This window comes from Mesorhizobium sp. LSHC412B00 (genome assembly GCF_000503035.1).
Lineage (GTDB): Bacteria > Pseudomonadota > Alphaproteobacteria > Rhizobiales > Rhizobiaceae > Mesorhizobium.
Map to the genome: position 1 here is coordinate 104,238 of NZ_AYWB01000004.1, position 16,105 is coordinate 120,342.

The window sequence follows — 16,105 nt, forward strand, 5'->3', positions numbered from 1 at the left end:
CGCAGCAGCGGGGTGGGGGTCGGCGCCGCACCCCTCACTCCGGTACGTGCCGCACCGCGCCCTTGTCGGCGCTGGTGGCGAAGGCGGCGTAAGCGCGCAGCGCGGTCGTCACCTTGCGCTTGCGCTTTTCCTCGGGCTTCCAGGCCATGGCGCCCTTCGCCTCCATGGCCGCGCGGCGCGCGTCGAGTTCAGCGTCGCTGACAGCAAGCCGGATCGTGCGGTTGGGGATGTCGATCTCGATCGTATCGCCTTCCTGCACCAGTCCGATCGTGCCGCCTTCCGCTGCTTCGGGCGAGGCATGGCCGATCGACAGGCCTGATGTGCCGCCGGAGAAGCGGCCGTCGGTGACCAGCGCGCAGGCCTTGCCGAGGCCTTTCGACTTTAGATAGCTCGTGGGGTAGAGCATTTCCTGCATGCCGGGACCGCCGCGCGGTCCTTCATAGCGGATGACGACGACATCGCCGGCCTTGATTTCGTTGGACAGGATCGCCTTCACGGAAGCGTCCTGGCTTTCGAACACGCGGGCCGGGCCGGTGAACTTCAGGATCGACTCGTCAACGCCGGCCGTCTTCACGATGCAGCCGTCGAGCGCCAGATTGCCTTTCAGCACGGCAAGGCCGCCGTCTTTCGAGAACGGCGTCTCGGCTGAGCGGATGACGCCCTTCTCGCGGTCGAGGTCGAGCTCGTCCCAGCGGCGGTCCTGGCTGAAGGCGACCTGTGTCGGCACGCCACCCGGAGCGGCGAGAAAGAAGTCGCGGACGCTCTGGCTCGAGGTGCGGGAGATGTCCCAATGGTCAAGCGCTTCGCCCAGGCTTGCCGTATGCACCGTGGGCAGGTTGCGGTTGAGCAGCCCGGCATTGTCGAGCTGGCCGAGGATCGCCATGATGCCGCCGGCGCGGTGGACGTCTTCCATATGCACGTCGGACTTGGCCGGTGCGACCTTGCACAGCACCGGAACGCGGCGTGACAGCCGGTCGATGTCTTCCATGGTGAAATCGACCTCGCCCTCATGGGCGGCGGCCAGGATATGCAGCACGGTGTTGGTCGAGCCGCCCATGGCGATATCGAGCGTCATGGCGTTCTCGAAGGCGCCTTTGGAGGCGATGCTGCGCGGCAGTGCCGACTCATCATCCTGCTCGTAGCAGCGCTGGGCGAGATCGACGATGAGATGGCCGGCCTCGACGAACAGCCGCTTGCGGTCGGCGTGGGTTGCGAGGGTCGAGCCATTGCCGGGTAGCGACAGGCCGAGCGCCTCGGTCAGGCAATTCATCGAATTGGCGGTGAACATGCCGGAGCACGAGCCGCAGGTCGGGCAGGCCGAGCGTTCGATGACCTTGACGTCCTCGTCGGAGATCTTGTCGTCGGCGGCGGCAACCATGGCGTCGACCAGGTCGAGCGCTTGTGTCTTGCCGGCGAGCACCACCTTGCCGGCTTCCATCGGCCCCCCGGAGACGAAGACGCTTGGGATATTGAGGCGCAAGGAGGCCATCAGCATGCCGGGCGTGATCTTGTCGCAATTGGAGATGCAGACCATGGCATCGGCGCAATGCGCGTTGACCATATATTCGACCGAGTCCGCGATCAGCTCGCGCGACGGCAGCGAATAGAGCATGCCGTCATGGCCCATGGCGATGCCGTCATCGACGGCGATGGTGTTGAATTCCTTGGCGACACCGCCGGCCTTCTCGATCTCGCGCGCCACCAGCTGGCCAAGGTCCTTGAGATGGACATGACCCGGCACGAACTGGGTGAAGGAATTGACCACCGCGATGATCGGCTTGCCGAAATCCGAGTCCTTCATGCCGGTGGCGCGCCACAGGCCGCGGGCGCCGGCCATGTTGCGGCCGTGGGTGGTAGTGCGGGAGCGATAGGCCGGCATGAATGTTCCTTGGCTGGTTGGCTGCGCTCAACGCGGAGCGTGGCGGCGCTTAATTTGGACCGCGGGGTTTATAGACCGGCAAGTATGGTCTGGCCACATTTTTGCAATGCGCCAGAGTCTCGCTGAAATCAGGGTTTCGAAAAAGATTGCCGGCCAGTGTCGGATCGCTAGCCCGGCATCCGTCCTTGGGACGACGGCAAGGGAATGGCACCATTTCTATAAGTCAGCCGCTTCACCTGTAACCGCAACCAAACACCCGAGGAGCATGACATGCAAAAGATCACCACCTGCCTGTGGTTCGATGGCCAGGCCGAAGAGGCGATGAATTTCTACGTTTCCATCTTCAAGAACTCGAAGGTACTGAGCGTGCTGCGTTGGCCCGAAGGCCATACCGATGCCGGCAAGGCGCTGGTAACCACGTTCGAACTCGACGGCGTGCAGTTCCAGGCGCTGAACGGCGGACCGCAATTCAAGTTCAACGAGGCGATGTCACAGTCGATCGACTGCAAGACGCAGGAAGAGGTCGACTATTTCTGGGACAAGCTCATCGAAGGCGGCGGCGAACCGTCGCAATGCAGCTGGCTGAAGGACAAGTTCGGCGTCTCCTGGCAAGTCGTGCCGGAGCAACTGCCGCGCCTGCTTCTGGATCCGGACCGGGCCAAGGCCGGGCGGGTGATGTCGGCGATGATGCAGATGAGCAAGATCGATATTGCCAAGATCGAGGAAGCTGCGAAGGGGTGAGAAGCGACCGCGTAGCGGACGAAAAGCCAATTGCTTTGCTTTTCGAGCTTCGAACGCCCTGAGCCACGCGAACGGCCGGCGCGCGTTGGAGCCAATTGACCCTTCAAGGTCGGCGCTGCCCCTCATCCGCCCTCGGGCACCTTCTCCGCGTAAGCGGGCAGAAGGAAAAGGGGCGCCTTACGCCGCCTTGTCGCGGACCTGGTAGTCCTTGATGGTGGCGAAGCGGATCGCCCTCCAGCGTTCGGCTTCGTAGTTCAGCGAGAAGGCGTTCTGGGCCAGAAACACCGGGTCGTTGTCGAGATCGCGGGCGATGTCGCCGCGATGCGCCTCAATGAAGCGAAGCGTTTCGGCCTTGTCGTCGGCAGAGATCCAGCGGCAGACCGAGAAGCGCGACATTTCGAATTCGACCGGCAGCGTGTATTCGAAATTCAGCCTTTCCTTCAAGACGTCGAGCTGCAGCGCGCCGACAACGCCGACGATGGCCGGCGAGCCGTCTTCCGGCGAAAACAGCTGCACGACGCCTTCCTCGGCCATCTGGTGCAGCGCTTCCTTGAGTTTTTTCGCCTTCATCGCGTCGCCGAGGCGCACACGGCGCAGGATTTCCGGCGCGAAGTTGGGTACGCCGCGGAACAGTATCTCCTCGCCTTCGGTCAGCGTATCGCCGATACGCAGCGTGCCGTGGTTGGGAATGCCGACGACATCGCCGGCAAACGCTTCGTCGGCGGTGACGCGGGTGCGGGCAAAGAAGAACTGCGGCGCCGACAGGCTCATCGGCTTGCCGGTGCGCACCAGCTTGGCCTTCATGCCGCGCTCGAGCTTGCCCGAACAGACGCGCACGAAGGCGATGCGGTCGCGATGGTTGGGGTCCATATTGGCCTGGATCTTGAACACGAAGGACGTCATCTTCTCCTCCGTCGCCTCGACCTTGCGGGTGTCTGCGTCCTGCGCACGCGGCGGCGGGCCGAAGGCGCCGAGCGCCTCGATCAGGTCGCGCACGCCGTAATTGCGCAGCGCCGAGCCGAAATAGACCGGTGTCAGATGGCCTTCGCGGAAGGCGTCGATGTCGAGCGGGCGGCAAGCTTCGCGCGCGAGCTCCAGCTCCTCGATGAAGGCCTCGCGCTCGTTTTCCGGCAGCAGGCCGGCGACGCGGTTGGAGTCGGGGCCGTTGACCGGCGTGCGGTCTTTCTCGGCATCGCCCCTGCGCACAGCGTTGAGCGCCAGGTGGTAGGTGCCGGCAAAAGTCTTGCCGCGGCCGATCGGCCAGGTGATGGGGGCAGTGTCCAGCGCCAACTTCTGCTCGATCTCGTCGAGAATTTCGAACGGGTCGCGGCTTTCGCGGTCCATCTTGTTGATGAAGGTGATGATCGGGATGTCGCGCAGCCGGCAGACTTCGAACAGTTTCAGCGTGCGCGGCTCGATACCCTTGGCGGCGTCGATGACCATGACGGCGCTATCGACCGCCGACAGGGTGCGGTAGGTGTCGTCGGCAAAATCCTCGTGGCCGGGCGTATCGAGCAGGTTGAAGACATTGTCCTCATATTCGAAGGTCATCACCGAGGTGACGACCGAAATGCCGCGCTCGCGCTCGATCTTCATCCAGTCGGACCGGGTCTGGATGCGATCCTTCTTGGCCTTGACCTCGCCGGCAAGCTGGATGGCGCCGCCGAACAGCAGCAGCTTTTCGGTGAGCGTCGTCTTTCCGGCGTCGGGGTGGGCGATGATCGCGAAAGTGCGGCGGCGCGATACCGCCTGTTCGATGTCTTCAGCCAATTTCTGGAATCCTGTCTGTGGCGCGGGCTTCTAGCAGCGCATTGCTGGCCTGTCGACAGTTTCGGGCCGGCAGGCCGACCACACTTGAGCTTGAATCGTTACGGTGGCATCAGAGGAGCCCATTCTGAGAGGTCCGGTATGAGCAGCGCTAAAGAAGTCATCGTCATTGGCGCCGGCATTATCGGGGCGTCCATAGCCTGGCACCTGACCAAGGCCGGGGCGCGGGTGACTGTGATTTCCGATAGTGGTGCCGGCGGCGTCGCCACGCCAAACTCCTTTGCCTGGATCAACGCCAGCTGGGGCAATCCCGAAATCTATTTCCGGCTGCGCATCCGTGCGATGGCCGAATGGAAGCGGCTGGCAAACGAGCTGCCCGGCCTGCCGCTCGCCTGGTGCGGCGGGCTGTGCTGGGATCTGCCGGCCGACAGGCTCGAAGCCTACGCGGCTGAGCACGCTTGCTGGGGTTACGGCATCGAACGCGTCGACGCCGGGCGGGCAGCGCAAATCGAGCCCAATCTCGTCGAGCCGCCGGAATTCGCTGTCTATGTCGCGGAGGAAGGCGTGGCCGAACCGGTCGCAGCGGCCAAGGCGCTGCTGGCCCACGCAGAACGGCAAGGTGCGCGCGTTCTCTCCAGTTCTGTAACCGCACTTGTCCAGACCGATGGCAGGATTGCCGGTGTCGATACATCGCATGGGCTGATGCCAGCCGAAGAGGTGGTGATCGCAGCCGGTGTCGGGGCGCCCGATATTGCCGCTACCGCCGGCATCAAGCTGCCAATCGAGACGCCGCCCGGTCTGATCGTCCACTCGCAGCCCTACAAGAAGCTCCTCAACGGGCTGGTGCATGCCGAAAAGCTGCATATGCGCCAGACGGCGGAGGGCCGCATCATCGCCGGCTCGGATTTCGCGGGGAGCGATCCCGGTGAGAATCCCGACGCCACGGCGCGCGAGCTGTTTGCAGCAATGAAGGCGGCTTTGCGCGGCGCCGACGAATTGGAATTCGATTTCCACACGGTTGGCTACCGGCCGACGCCGATCGACGGCTTTCCGATCATCGGCCGCGCCGAGGGCACGGAAGGTCTCTATGTCGCCGTCATGCATTCCGGCATAACGCTGGCGCCCGCGGTCGGGCTGTTCGCCACGCGCGAAATTCTCGACGGCGAGCGTGATCCGCTGCTGACGCCTTATGGGTTGGGTCGGTTTGCTCAGTAGCCCGGCGGACGCTTGAAGCCGCCGGTCAGCGCTTCGATCGCCTTGGCGATGCCGAGCAGCCGCGATTCCGACCAGCGCTTGCCGACCAGTTGCAGGCCGATAGGCAGGCCGTCGCGGTCTTGCCCGCAGGGCAGCGAGAGTGCCGGATGGCCGGAATAATTGAAGACCGCGCCATAGGCCGGTAGCATCCAATAGCTTTGCTCCTTGCCGTCGACTTCGATCGGCGTGCCGGGCTCACAATGCGCGAAGGCCGTGGTCATGGCGACCGGGCACAGCAAGGCATCGCAGGTTTCGAAGAACCTGTCCCAGGCCAGGATCGAGCGGTCGCGGCGAGCGAGCGCCTCGAACCAATTGGTGATCGGCGTTGGCTGCTCCGGCGGTTCGGGCTGCGCTGCCTCCAGCATCATGCCGATCAGATCGCCGCCCTGCTCCAGATCGTCATGCAGATCGATCTCAGGCAAGTTCGCTTCTTCCACAATCACCCCTGCTGATTGCAACCGCTTGGCCAGGCTTTCGACCGCGGCAGCGATTTTACCAGCCACCGGAAAGCCGGGGAAGGACGGCGCGACGGCGATGCGCAATGTCTTGAGGTCGAGCCTGGGCATGGCCTCTACGGGCACCGGCGCGAGGTCGGTGTCTGCTCCGTCCGGGCCGGCGATGATTTTGTAGATCAGCGCAAGATCCTCCACGCTGCGCGCCAGCGGGCCGAGGCAGGACATCAGCCGCACGCTACGCGCCGCGCCGTTCGGATCGGGGAAGGCGCCGGCCAGGGACACGCGGTGCTCGGTCGGTTTCAACCCGTAGACGCCGCAAAAAGCCGACGGCAGGCGGATCGAATCCTGCATGTCGGTGCCGACATCGAACGGCGTCATGCCGGTCGCCACCGCTGCCGCTGCGCCACCGCTGGACCCGCCTGACGTGCGCGATCGGTTCCACGGATTGCTGGTGCGACCGAACAGCGGATTGTCCGATTGCCAGTCGCCCAGCATCGTCGCGACATTGGTCTTTCCAATCAGGATGCCGCCTGCGGCTTTCAATCGGGCGACGACCGGGCTGTCTGCCTTTGCCACATAGTCGGCGAATGGTGCGAAACCAACCGTGGTCTTCATATCAGCGGTTTGGTGCATGTCCTTCAACGTGAAAGGCACGCCATGCAGCGGTCCGAGCGCATCGCCGCGCGCCTGCACCGCGTCGGCTTGTTTCGCGCGCTCGCGGGCGCCTTCCCGATCGAGATTGACGACCGCGTTGACCGCCTCGCTGTGTCGGTCGATTTGGGTCAGATGGGCGTCCAGAGCTTCGACGGCGGAGATCTTTCGCGCCGCGATTGCGGCGGCGAGATCGATGGTCGAGGAAAAGGCGAGGTCCATGATTGCTCCGGCTGCTGCCAAACGTATCGCGGTTTAAAACCAAGTTCAGCATTCGGAGATCATCGGCGCTTGATCAAAATTGCGCTTGCCGGTCGGTAGAGGTTGGCGCTCTACGGCGCCCCCCTCTGTCCTGCCGGACATCTCCCCCACTTTGGGGGAAGATTGGCAGCTTTGGCTTCGGCGCCCCTTTTCCTGCGTTGAAAATTGGCGAAGGCCGCCGTGACCTCCAATCTCCCCCCTCGTGGGGGAGATGTCCGGCAGGACAGAGGGGGGCGCGAAGGAATGCGGCTTAGACTAGGGCCTAGACGACCAGTGCCAGCCTTGCCACAGCCGGCACGAACGGCCGAATGCTCATCCCATCGCCAGTGATCGTGACAAAACTCGCCGGCGGGATCGCCTGCCAGTCGCCGCCTTCGCGGTCGAAGGGTTCGGACACGATGCAACGACCGCCGTTGCGGAGCGACGTGTACAGGGTCGGTGCGTGGGCATCGCTTGCGTAGCGCACGGCATAGAGCGCGCGCCCATCCGAAAGGGCCGCAGTGAGTTTCAAGGCCGGTTCGAGACCGGCGTGGCGTGACGCCTCCAGAACCCGAGCGGTGGCGCGCGATACTGCCCCTTGCGGGTCGCCAGCAAGACCCTCGTCGATCATCAGCAGGAAAAACAATTCGGAATCGGTGGTGCCCTCGCGCTGGTCGAAGACGGCGTCAGAGAGCGAGTTCTCCAGCGCGCGGCGGATCTTTTCGAAGCCGCCGATCTGGCCGTTGTGCATGAACGACCAGTTGCCGGAGATGAAGGGATGGCAGTTCATGCGGCTGGTGGCGCCGCCGGTCGACGCCCTGACATGGGCGAGGAACAGGCCGGATTTGATCTGCCGGCACAGGCTTTTCAGATTGGGATCCGACCAGGCCGGCAGGATGTCGCGGTAGAGGCCGGGCTCGGGCCGGTCGCCATACCAGGCAAGGCCGAAACCGTCGCCATTGGTCGGCGACTTGGCTTCCTGGGCGCAATGGCTCTGGGCGATCAGCGAGTGGCAAGGTGCGGTGACGACGTCTTCGAGGAAGACCGCTTCACCCAGATAGGCCGCCCATCGGCACATGGCTTCTAACCAATCCTAGGCGCGATCCAAGAGAGCCTGGGGCTCCTTGACCGCGTGCGAGCCTCTGTTGTGCGTCCGCTCGTAGAGTTCGCGAACGATTCGGCTTGCCGTAGTTTCGAAGAGAAACGGCAAGAAAGCGTGAACGAGTGCCGCACCAGCGGCCATCAGGAGGCGCGAGCAGAACCAGGCGGCAAAGGCCATATGGCTGAAATAGGTCTCGCCCACCTTGGCCGGGTGAGAGGTGAACAGCTTCGAAAACAGCGTCGTCATGGTGATCCCTCCTGCCGGGATAAGCCCCGATGTGGGTATCCTGCCACGGGGTAAAGGTTCATCGGTCTCAATTTGTCCTTGTCTAACGCCGTGGTTCGGGACATTCATCCCACATGGCGCTTGAATTTGATGAAATCGACCGAAGATTGCTGGCCGAGCTGCAACGCGACGGCACACTATCGGTCGATCAGCTCTCCGAAAAAGTGTCGCTGTCGCGCAACGCCTGCTGGCGCCGGGTCAAGCGGCTGGAAGAGGACGGCGTCATCACCGGACGGGTGGCGCTGGTCGATGCCGACAAGCTCGGGCTCGGACTTTCGGTGTTCATCCTGATCCGCACCTCCAATCATGACCCGGACTGGCTGCAGAAGTTCCGTGCGGCGGTGACCGGTTTTCCCGAGATCACCGGGGTCTATCGCATGTCCGGCGATCTCGACTACGTGCTGCGCGCCCGCGTCGCTGACATGAAGGCCTATGACCGGCTCTATCAGCGGCTGATCGCCAAGGTGGCGCTGTCGGACGTTTCGGCCTCCTTCGTCATGGAGGAGATCAAGGAGACGACCGTCGTTCCGGTGGAATTGCGCTAGGTCACACTGACGCCTGAAAGAAAGCCGTTGATAGGCCTGCGGACGAGTTGACCGAATCGCCGTTCGCGCCGATAGGATCGATTTTATGCGCGCAGCCTTCCAAAATTCCTCCGTCATTGGTCCCACTGTCGGCTTCGTCAGGTTGCCGCATGGAGATGGACTTCCTCTTCCCGCCTATGAAAGCACCGGCGCCGCCGGCATGGATCTGCGCGCCGCGGTGCCGGAAGACCGGCCGCTGCTGATCCTGCCTGGCAAGCGCGCCTTGGTGCCGACGGGTCTGATCCTGGAAATTCCCGAAGGAATGGAAGGCCAGGTGCGGCCGCGCTCCGGCCTTGCCTTCAAGCATGGGCTGACCGTCCTCAATTCACCAGGCACGGTCGACAGCGACTATCGCGGCGAGGTTAAGGTGCTGCTGGTCAACCTCGGCGACGAGGATTTCGCGGTGACGCGCGGCATGCGCATTGCCCAGCTCGTCTTTGCCGCGGTGACGCAGGTGACGGTTGAGGAGCGCTCGCTGGCCGGCGCCACGACGCGCGGCGCGGGCGGGTTCGGATCGACCGGCACCGCCTAAAATGAGCATACCGAAACTGGTCATCTTCGACTGCGACGGCATCCTGGTCGACACCGAGAACCTTGCCAACCGGCGGCTTGCCGAGTGGTTTGTTGCCGCCGGTTATCCCACCACATTCGAATATTGCCGCAAATATTTTTCCGGCCGTAGCATGGCTTCTGTGCAGAAGGAAATCGAAGAGACGACCACGGTGCGGCTCGGCGCCGATTTCGTCGATCGCTGGAATGCCGGCCTGCCCGATCTGTTTGCGCATGGCGTCGAGGCGATCCCCTATGTGCGCGACTTCATCGAGGCGGTTCGCGCGGCCGGCATTCCCTATTGCGTCGCCACTTCTGCGCGTATCTCGAAGATGCACATCACGCTCGGCCAGACCGGGCTACTGCCGCTGTTCGAGCATGCCATGTTCTCTTCGACCATGGTCAGCCGCGGCAAGCCGTTCCCGGACCTGTTCCTGCATGCGGCAAAGACCATGGGTTTTGCGCCGGCCGACTGCATCGTCATCGAGGACAGCGTTGCCGGCACGCAGGCCGGCATTGCCGCGGGCATGCGTGTCTATTCCTATCATGGCGATCCCTATTCCGACCGCGATGGCCTGGCCGGCGCTGGCGGCGTCCTGTTCGACGACATGCGCGAACTTGCCGGGCTGGTGCCGATCCACTGAAGCTGTGTTAGGTTCCGCGCGGCCAGCCTGAGGCACCCATGCCAACGAACCTGCTTCGCTCCATCCTAAAGCGTTTCACCGTTTCATGGAAACGGCGAACCGCTCTATCTTTTTGTTTTGTCGCAATTTCCGGCCGGAAAACCGCACACACTTTTCCTGAAATTGCTCTAGCGCTTGTGCTGCTGCCGTGGCTTTGGACCGCAGCCGGCGCGCAAGCCGTCAGCTTCCCGGAATTCGGCAGCGCCATCCCCGGCCACATGGATGTGACCTATCTGGACCTCGCAAGGATGGTCATTCCCGGCCTCGCAGGTAACAGCAACGGTTTCTACCGGGGTGGATTGCCGATCGAGATGCGCCACATCGAGGGACCGGATGGCGGCGGTTCGCCGCCTGAGACATCGGGCCTCTCCAACGCCGGCGTGCTCGCCATCAAGGCCGGGGGCAAGGACCGGCTGGCGATGCTCTACGACCTCGGCGACTCTCCCGACAGCGCCGAAGGCTATGCCGTGCTGGCGCTCTACGACATCACAGACAAGCCGAAGCTGCTCGACGCCGTCAATGTCGCGCTCGACCGCGGCACCTATTTCCGTGAACCGGGCAAGCTTTCCGTTGGGCCGAACGACGACATCGTGATCACCATGAGCGCGCATTTCAATTCAAGCCAAAACTACGCAATCACGCCGCTGATCATGGTGCGCGACGACAAATTCCAACTGATCGACATGATCTTCACCTTCGATGAGGACCTGTGCGCCTACAGCCGGAAGCAGGACGTTGCTTTCCAGACGATCGCTGACGGACAGCCTTATGCCGCGGTCAAAGTGACGGTGACCGACGCCACGGTGCTCAACGGCGAGAGCTGCGACGACCAGCCGCCCAAGCCTGAAGCCCACGCAATTTCCGTCACCTATCATTGGGACAAAAAAACGTTGCACTATGTCAAGGATTCCGATGCGCTGGACAGATTGGCAGGAGAGAACGCCAAACGCTTCTGAGCCAACCGCATTCGTTTGCTCGGTGCATTGCTGCACGATAGAATCTGCCGGCATTTCGCATCTGAAGGGAGCACTCATGGACAAGGGCAAGATCTTTCGCGACCTGCACGCCTCGACCTTCGTCATGCCCAACCCCTGGGATGTTGGCACGACCAAGCTCCTGGCGTCCTTCGGTTTCAAGGCGCTGGCGACCACCAGCGCCGGTTTTGCCTTCTCGCGCGGCCTGCCCGATGGCGCAGTGACCTTCGAGGCGATGATCCACCATTGCCGCGAGCTGACGGCGGCAACCAGCCTGCCGGTGTCGGCCGATCTCGAGAAAGGCAAGGGCGACAGCGCGACGAGTGCCGCCGAGACGGTTTTTGCGGCCGAAGCGGCAGGTCTCGCCGGCTGCTCGATCGAGGACCATACCGGCGATCCCGACAAGCCCATCTATGAGTTTTCACACGCCGTCGAGCGCGTTGCAGCTGCTGCTGAAGCCGCACGGGCGCTCAAGCATGATTTCGTCTTCACCGCGCGGGCCGAGAATTTCCTTTGGGGCAAACCGGATCTCGACGACACGATCAAGCGGCTGCAGGCCTTCGAAAAGGCCGGCGCCGACGTGCTCTATGCGCCGGGCCTCAAAGATGTCGAGACCATCCGGAACGTCTGCTCGGCAGTGAGCAGGCCGGTCAATGTCATGGCACTCCCGGCCTTCACCATCGCCGACCTCGCCATGGCCGGGGTCAAGCGCATCTCGCTTGGGCCGTGGCTGACCAATTTCGCCTTCGGCATGCTGGAAACCGCGGCGCGAGAGATCCAGCAGGACGGCACGTTCGGCTTCACCCGCGCCGCCATGCCGTTCGGCAAATTGCAGGCGCTGTTTTCCAAATCCTCAGGCTAGGGGTCCCGGCGCATGACGCTCACCGTCGTCGACATGCACACCGGCGGCGAGCCGCTCAGGATCGTCACCGACGGCTATCCAGACATTCCCAAAGGCACGATCCTGGAAAAGCGCGCCTATGTGCGCGACCACCTCGACCATTTGCGCAAGCTGCTGATCTTCGAGCCGCGCGGCCACTACGACATGTATGGCGCGCTGCTGGTGGAGCCCGACCTGCCCGGCGCCGACCTGGCCGTGCTGTTCATGCACAATGAGGGTTATTCCACCATGTGCGGCCACGCCATCATCGCGCTTGGCCGCTACGCCGTCGACGAAGGACTGGTGGCGAAACAGGAGCCAATCACCATGGTCAACATCGAGGCGCCGTGCGGCTTGGTCGTCGCTTCGGTGGAGGTCAAGGACGGCAAAGCGGGATCCGTGTCGTTCGAAAGCGTGCCGGCCTTTCTGTTTGCCCATGACCAACAAATCGAATTGGCGGGATACGGCAAGATTGCGTTCGACATCGCCTATGGCGGCGCCTTCTACGCGCTGGCCGACTGCCATCAATTCGGCCTGGAGTTCGGCCGCAGCCGGGTGCGCGATTTCGTCGACGCGGCAACCGCGCTGACCGAGCGGCTGAAGGCGGAGTTCCCTCTATCGCATCCCGACCATGCCGATCTCGCTTTCCTCTACGGCACCATCCTCACCGATGGACGAGATGCGTTCTCCAGCGAGGCAACGAAAAACATCTGCGTCTTTGCCGATGCCGAGGTCGACCGCTCGCCGACCGGCTCCGGCGTCACCGCGCGGCTGGCGGCAATGCATGCCAAGGGTGAAATCAACCCTGGTCAGGAGCGGTCCTTCGAAAGCATCGCCGGCTCGCGCTTTTCCGGAGCGGTGGCGCGCACGACCATGGCCGGCCCGCATGATGCGATCATCGCCCGCGTCGGCGGCCGCGCCTACTATTCGGGCCGGGCGGAATTCACCGTCGAGCCGGATGACGAATTGGGACGCGGTTTTCTTCTGCGTTGATAGGCCTATCGCCCGGCGCTCTCCCGCGCGCCGACCGCCTTGTGCAGATGCACCATCATGGCGGCGGCAAAGAGCGGCGTCAGCAGGTTGAGCAGGGGCACGGCGAGGAAGGCAGCGATGAGCAGCCCGGCCAGAAAGACGGTGCCGGCATATTTCCGGCGCAACGCCCTCGCCTCATCTTCCGGGCGGAAGCGCATGGCGGCGAATTCGAAGAATTCACGTCCGAGCAGATAGCCGTTGACAATGAAGAAGGCGGCGATGTTGACGACTGGAACCAACAGAAGGAGCAAGGCGACGATGTTGCCCAGGATGACGACGCCGAAGAATTTCACCGACAACACGAGCGAGCGCAGCGCCGGCATGGCGCGTCCGACGGGATCGGCCGGATAGTCGGTGCGCTCGACCACTTCGGCGATGTCGTCGAGAAACAGGCCGGCCACGATTGCCGTCACCGGCGCGATCAGCAGCGCCATCCCGAAGGCAAGCGCGATGGCAGCGATGATGCCGCTCAGCCATCCGGCCCAGGACGGCAGGCCGGGCAGCAAGGAGTGAACCCATGGCAGGGCCAGCCAATCGACAAGCCCGGTCAAGACGAACCACAAGGCGACCAGCGCCAGGACGGTCAAGCCCAGCGTCTTCAGGAAAACCGCGCGGAATTCGGGAGAAAACAGCCGGCTGAAGGCGGCGCGGGCAGCGTTGGAGATCACGGCGTTTCACCCCCAGGAACAAACGGATATCTCCGACATAGGCGGAGACCCTGTCAGCCGCAAGCCTGCCGGAGCGGGCGCAATTCCGGACGGGAACTAGAGGATGATCCCAAAAAGTGGGTACCGGTTTTTGGACAAGATCATGCTCCAACAAAGGGTTAGATCATGATGAGATTTCAACCAAATCTCATCATGATCTAGCGCGCCAGCGCCCGGGAGCGGGCGGGGATGGTCATCGCCGCAACGCCGGCGACGACGCAGCCCATGCCCCAGAAAGCTGTCGGCCCAAGGCTCTCGCCGAGGAACACGACGCCGATTCCGACGCCGATCGGCACGCGCAGATAGGCCTGCGACGTCGTGCCGACCGAACCAAGCGTGTGGATGAGGCGGAAAAAGATGCAGAAGGCCAGCGCCGTGGAGAACACCGACAATGCCAACAAGGCCAGTATCGACGCCATTGAAGGCGACAGGGTCCACGGGCGGTCGAAGGCCAGGCTCAAGGGGACGAGGATGACTGCGCCGCACAGCATCGAGCCGGCGGCCGGCAGCATCGGGTCGAGTCCCCTAAAGCCGCGGCCAAAGATGGCGGCGCCGGCATAGCAGACCGTGGCGGCAATGACGGCAAGTTGCGCCCACAATTGATGGCCGAGCCCGCCAAGCGCCTGGGTGCCGACGATCAGGCAAATGCCGGCAATGCCGGCACCGACACCGAACAGCTTGCGTGCGGTCACGGATTCGTGGCGGATGATAAGCGCGGTCAGCAGGAAGGTGAAGATCGGCGAGGTCGCGTTCAGAATGGTGGCCAGACCGGCGTCGATGGAGCGCTCGGCGGCGGCGATCAGCGTGAACGGCACGACGCTGTTGAGGCAGGCCTGGACCATGAACCGCCACAAGGTCGCGCCGTCCTTGGGCATGGAAAGGCCGCGCCAGCGGATCAGCGCGAGCAGGATGGCGCCGGCGATCAGGGTGCGAGCAGCGATGAAGGTTATCGGCGGGATCGTCTCGACACCGATCTTGATGAAGGTATAGGACGCGCCCCACAGGGCGGCCAGCACGCCAAGCAGCGCCAGTTCGGTGGCCATGTCGGTCTTTGCTTGCATGCAGGGTGCTTCCAGCGCTTGATCTGAGGCCAAGCTTGTAGGCGACCCGGCGGTCAGATGCTTCGGCCACGGTCGAACTGTGATGGAGCCTCGTCCCAGGCGCGCGCGCCGGCCTGGGCGGCAAAGGGTGGAAATCGGTTGCCATTTTTCGGGGTGATGCTGTAGACCCGCCCGGGCGCGGCAGAAAGCCGGCAGGTTCCAAGGCGGAGACATTGATGCCGGATTTTGACGTGCTTTGCATCGGCAATGCCATTGTCGACATCATCGCCCAGTGCGACGACGCTTTTCTTGAGACCAACGGCATCATCAAGGGTGCGATGAACCTCATCGACACCAAGCGCGCCGAGCTGCTCTACAGCCGCATGGGGCCGGCGATCGAGGCCTCCGGCGGCAGCGCCGGCAATACCGCCGCCGGCATCGCCAGCTTCGGCGGCCGCGCCGCGTTCTTCGGCAAGGTGTCGAACGATCCGCTCGGCGAAATCTACGCGCATGACATCCATGCCCAGGGCGTTGCCTTCGACACCAGGCCGCTTGAGGGCCAGCCGCCGACAGCGAGATCGATGATCTTCGTCACCCCCGATGGCGAGCGTTCGATGAACACCTATCTCGGCGCCTGCATCGAACTCGGGCCGGAAGACGTCGAGGCCGACAAGGCGTCAGGCGCCAAGGTGACCTATTTCGAGGGCTATCTGTGGGATCCGCCGCGCGCCAAGGAGGCGATCCGGCAGACGGCGAAGCTCGCACACGAGGCCGGACGCGAAGTGTCGATGACTTTGTCGGATTCGTTCTGCGTCGACCGCTACCGGGACGAGTTCCTCGAGCTGATGCGCTCGGGCACTGTCGACATCGTCTTTGCCAACAGCCACGAGATCAAGTCGCTCTACCAGACAAAATCCTTCGACGAGGCGCTGGCGGCTATCCGCAAGGACTGCAAGATTGCCGCTGTCACCCGCTCCGAAAAAGGCTCGGTGATCGTGCGTGGCGAGGAGACCGTCACCATCCAGGCGACGACGATCCGCGAACTGGTCGACACCACCGGCGCCGGCGACCTCTACGCCGCCGGCTTCCTCTACGGCTACACGACCGGACGCAGCCTGCAGGATTGCGGTGATCTCGGCTCGCTGGCAGCCGGGCTGGTGATCCAGCAGCTCGGGCCGCGGCCGCGGCAGAACCTGCGCAGCGCGGCCCAATTGGCGGGGTTGCTGTAGGGCCGTCTTTCGGCGCGCAGCGCCGAGCCAGATGAGGGGTTCCCGCCGGATCA

Annotated in this window: 16 protein-coding genes; 9 read left to right on the top strand and 7 right to left on the bottom strand. The window is 63.5% G+C overall.

What is annotated here, in order from left to right; all coding sequences use genetic code 11:
- Positions 1 to 34: 34 nt before the first annotated feature.
- Positions 35 to 1,879 carry a dihydroxy-acid dehydratase gene (gene ilvD, locus X757_RS155300; RefSeq protein ID WP_023725822.1) on the bottom strand — a complete coding sequence of 615 codons (1,845 nt, stop codon included), beginning with the start codon at positions 1,877 to 1,879 and terminating at the stop codon, positions 35 to 37.
- Positions 1,880 to 2,149: 270 nt separating this feature from the next.
- Here ilvD and X757_RS155295 point away from each other — a divergent pair, with 270 nt between their 5' ends.
- Complete coding sequence (locus tag X757_RS155295; RefSeq protein ID WP_023685112.1) at positions 2,150 to 2,620, top strand: VOC family protein; 471 nt, start codon at positions 2,150 to 2,152, stop codon at positions 2,618 to 2,620.
- A 177-nt stretch (positions 2,621 to 2,797) separates the two neighbouring features.
- Here the strand turns inward: X757_RS155295 and X757_RS155290 are convergent, their stop codons facing one another.
- A complete protein-coding gene (locus X757_RS155290) occupies positions 2,798 to 4,390 on the bottom strand; it encodes a peptide chain release factor 3 (RefSeq protein WP_023685113.1) in 1,593 nt (530 codons plus the stop codon).
- 138 nt (positions 4,391 to 4,528) lie between these two features.
- Here X757_RS155290 and X757_RS155285 point away from each other — a divergent pair, with 138 nt between their 5' ends.
- On the top strand, positions 4,529 to 5,602 hold the full coding sequence (locus X757_RS155285) for an FAD-binding oxidoreductase (RefSeq protein WP_023672884.1): 1,074 nt from the start codon (positions 4,529 to 4,531) through the stop codon (positions 5,600 to 5,602).
- Here X757_RS155285 and X757_RS155280 read toward each other — a convergent pair.
- The 3 genes from X757_RS155280 to X757_RS155270 all read right to left on the bottom strand — a co-directional run bounded on the left by X757_RS155280 (position 5,596) and on the right by X757_RS155270 (position 8,335).
- A complete protein-coding gene (locus X757_RS155280; RefSeq protein ID WP_023725823.1) occupies positions 5,596 to 6,969 on the bottom strand; it encodes an amidase in 1,374 nt (457 codons plus the stop codon). The two genes, X757_RS155285 and X757_RS155280, sit on opposite strands and share 7 nt — an antisense overlap.
- A gap of 301 nt (positions 6,970 to 7,270) precedes the next feature.
- Positions 7,271 to 8,065 (bottom strand): class II glutamine amidotransferase, encoded by a 795-nt coding sequence (locus X757_RS155275; RefSeq protein WP_023685116.1) that lies wholly within the window; start codon positions 8,063 to 8,065, stop codon positions 7,271 to 7,273.
- Between the two features lie 15 nt (positions 8,066 to 8,080).
- Complete coding sequence (locus X757_RS155270; RefSeq protein WP_023685117.1) at positions 8,081 to 8,335, bottom strand: DUF6356 family protein; 255 nt, start codon at positions 8,333 to 8,335, stop codon at positions 8,081 to 8,083.
- Positions 8,336 to 8,448: 113 nt separating this feature from the next.
- Between X757_RS155270 and X757_RS155265 the strand changes: the two genes are divergently transcribed.
- The 6 genes from X757_RS155265 (at position 8,449) to X757_RS155240 (ending at position 13,037) form a co-directional block, all read left to right on the top strand.
- Positions 8,449 to 8,919, top strand: a complete 471-nt coding sequence (locus tag X757_RS155265; RefSeq protein ID WP_023690042.1) for an Lrp/AsnC family transcriptional regulator — start codon at positions 8,449 to 8,451, stop codon at positions 8,917 to 8,919.
- An 85-nt stretch (positions 8,920 to 9,004) separates the two neighbouring features.
- Positions 9,005 to 9,490 (top strand): dUTP diphosphatase, encoded by a 486-nt coding sequence (gene dut, locus X757_RS155260; protein WP_023725824.1) that lies wholly within the window; start codon positions 9,005 to 9,007, stop codon positions 9,488 to 9,490.
- Between the two features lies 1 nt (position 9,491).
- Positions 9,492 to 10,151 (top strand): HAD family phosphatase, encoded by a 660-nt coding sequence (locus X757_RS155255; RefSeq protein WP_023725825.1) that lies wholly within the window; start codon positions 9,492 to 9,494, stop codon positions 10,149 to 10,151.
- A gap of 176 nt (positions 10,152 to 10,327) precedes the next feature.
- Positions 10,328 to 11,146 carry a hypothetical protein gene (locus tag X757_RS155250; protein WP_245275046.1) on the top strand — a complete coding sequence of 273 codons (819 nt, stop codon included), beginning with the start codon at positions 10,328 to 10,330 and terminating at the stop codon, positions 11,144 to 11,146.
- A gap of 76 nt (positions 11,147 to 11,222) precedes the next feature.
- Positions 11,223 to 12,026, top strand: a complete 804-nt coding sequence (locus X757_RS155245) for an oxaloacetate decarboxylase (protein ID WP_023672876.1) — start codon at positions 11,223 to 11,225, stop codon at positions 12,024 to 12,026.
- A 12-nt stretch (positions 12,027 to 12,038) separates the two neighbouring features.
- Positions 12,039 to 13,037 (top strand): proline racemase family protein, encoded by a 999-nt coding sequence (locus X757_RS155240; RefSeq protein WP_023725827.1) that lies wholly within the window; start codon positions 12,039 to 12,041, stop codon positions 13,035 to 13,037.
- Between the two features lie 5 nt (positions 13,038 to 13,042).
- On the opposite strand, the gene X757_RS155235 is transcribed toward X757_RS155240, so the two are convergent.
- Positions 13,043 to 13,744 carry a sulfate transporter family protein gene (locus tag X757_RS155235; protein ID WP_023725828.1) on the bottom strand — a complete coding sequence of 234 codons (702 nt, stop codon included), beginning with the start codon at positions 13,742 to 13,744 and terminating at the stop codon, positions 13,043 to 13,045.
- A gap of 197 nt (positions 13,745 to 13,941) precedes the next feature.
- Positions 13,942 to 14,844 carry a DMT family transporter gene (locus X757_RS155230; protein WP_023725829.1) on the bottom strand — a complete coding sequence of 301 codons (903 nt, stop codon included), beginning with the start codon at positions 14,842 to 14,844 and terminating at the stop codon, positions 13,942 to 13,944.
- A gap of 215 nt (positions 14,845 to 15,059) precedes the next feature.
- Between X757_RS155230 and X757_RS155225 the strand changes: the two genes are divergently transcribed.
- Positions 15,060 to 16,052 carry an adenosine kinase gene (locus X757_RS155225; RefSeq protein WP_023725830.1) on the top strand — a complete coding sequence of 331 codons (993 nt, stop codon included), beginning with the start codon at positions 15,060 to 15,062 and terminating at the stop codon, positions 16,050 to 16,052.
- Positions 16,053 to 16,105: the final 53 nt, after the last annotated feature.

Bases quoted from the DNA above. Each gene is read 5' to 3' on its own strand.
- X757_RS155270 (WP_023685117.1), bottom strand. From the start codon at position 8,335: ATGACGACGCTGTTTTCGAAGCTGTTCACCTCTCACCCGGCCAAGGTG.
- X757_RS155280 (WP_023725823.1), bottom strand. From the start codon at position 6,969: ATGGACCTCGCCTTTTCCTCGACCATCGATCTCGCCGCCGCAATCGCG.
- X757_RS155285 (WP_023672884.1), top strand. From the start codon at position 4,529: ATGAGCAGCGCTAAAGAAGTCATCGTCATTGGCGCCGGCATTATCGGG.
- ilvD (WP_023725822.1), bottom strand. From the start codon at position 1,879: ATGCCGGCCTATCGCTCCCGCACTACCACCCACGGCCGCAACATGGCC.
- X757_RS155255 (WP_023725825.1), top strand. From the start codon at position 9,492: ATGAGCATACCGAAACTGGTCATCTTCGACTGCGACGGCATCCTGGTC.
- X757_RS155295 (WP_023685112.1), top strand. From the start codon at position 2,150: ATGCAAAAGATCACCACCTGCCTGTGGTTCGATGGCCAGGCCGAAGAG.
- X757_RS155275 (WP_023685116.1), bottom strand. From the start codon at position 8,065: ATGTGCCGATGGGCGGCCTATCTGGGTGAAGCGGTCTTCCTCGAAGAC.
- X757_RS155230 (WP_023725829.1), bottom strand. From the start codon at position 14,844: ATGCAAGCAAAGACCGACATGGCCACCGAACTGGCGCTGCTTGGCGTG.
- X757_RS155245 (WP_023672876.1), top strand. From the start codon at position 11,223: ATGGACAAGGGCAAGATCTTTCGCGACCTGCACGCCTCGACCTTCGTC.
- X757_RS155240 (WP_023725827.1), top strand. From the start codon at position 12,039: ATGACGCTCACCGTCGTCGACATGCACACCGGCGGCGAGCCGCTCAGG.
- dut (WP_023725824.1), top strand. From the start codon at position 9,005: ATGCGCGCAGCCTTCCAAAATTCCTCCGTCATTGGTCCCACTGTCGGC.
- X757_RS155225 (WP_023725830.1), top strand. From the start codon at position 15,060: ATGCCGGATTTTGACGTGCTTTGCATCGGCAATGCCATTGTCGACATC.
- X757_RS155265 (WP_023690042.1), top strand. From the start codon at position 8,449: ATGGCGCTTGAATTTGATGAAATCGACCGAAGATTGCTGGCCGAGCTG.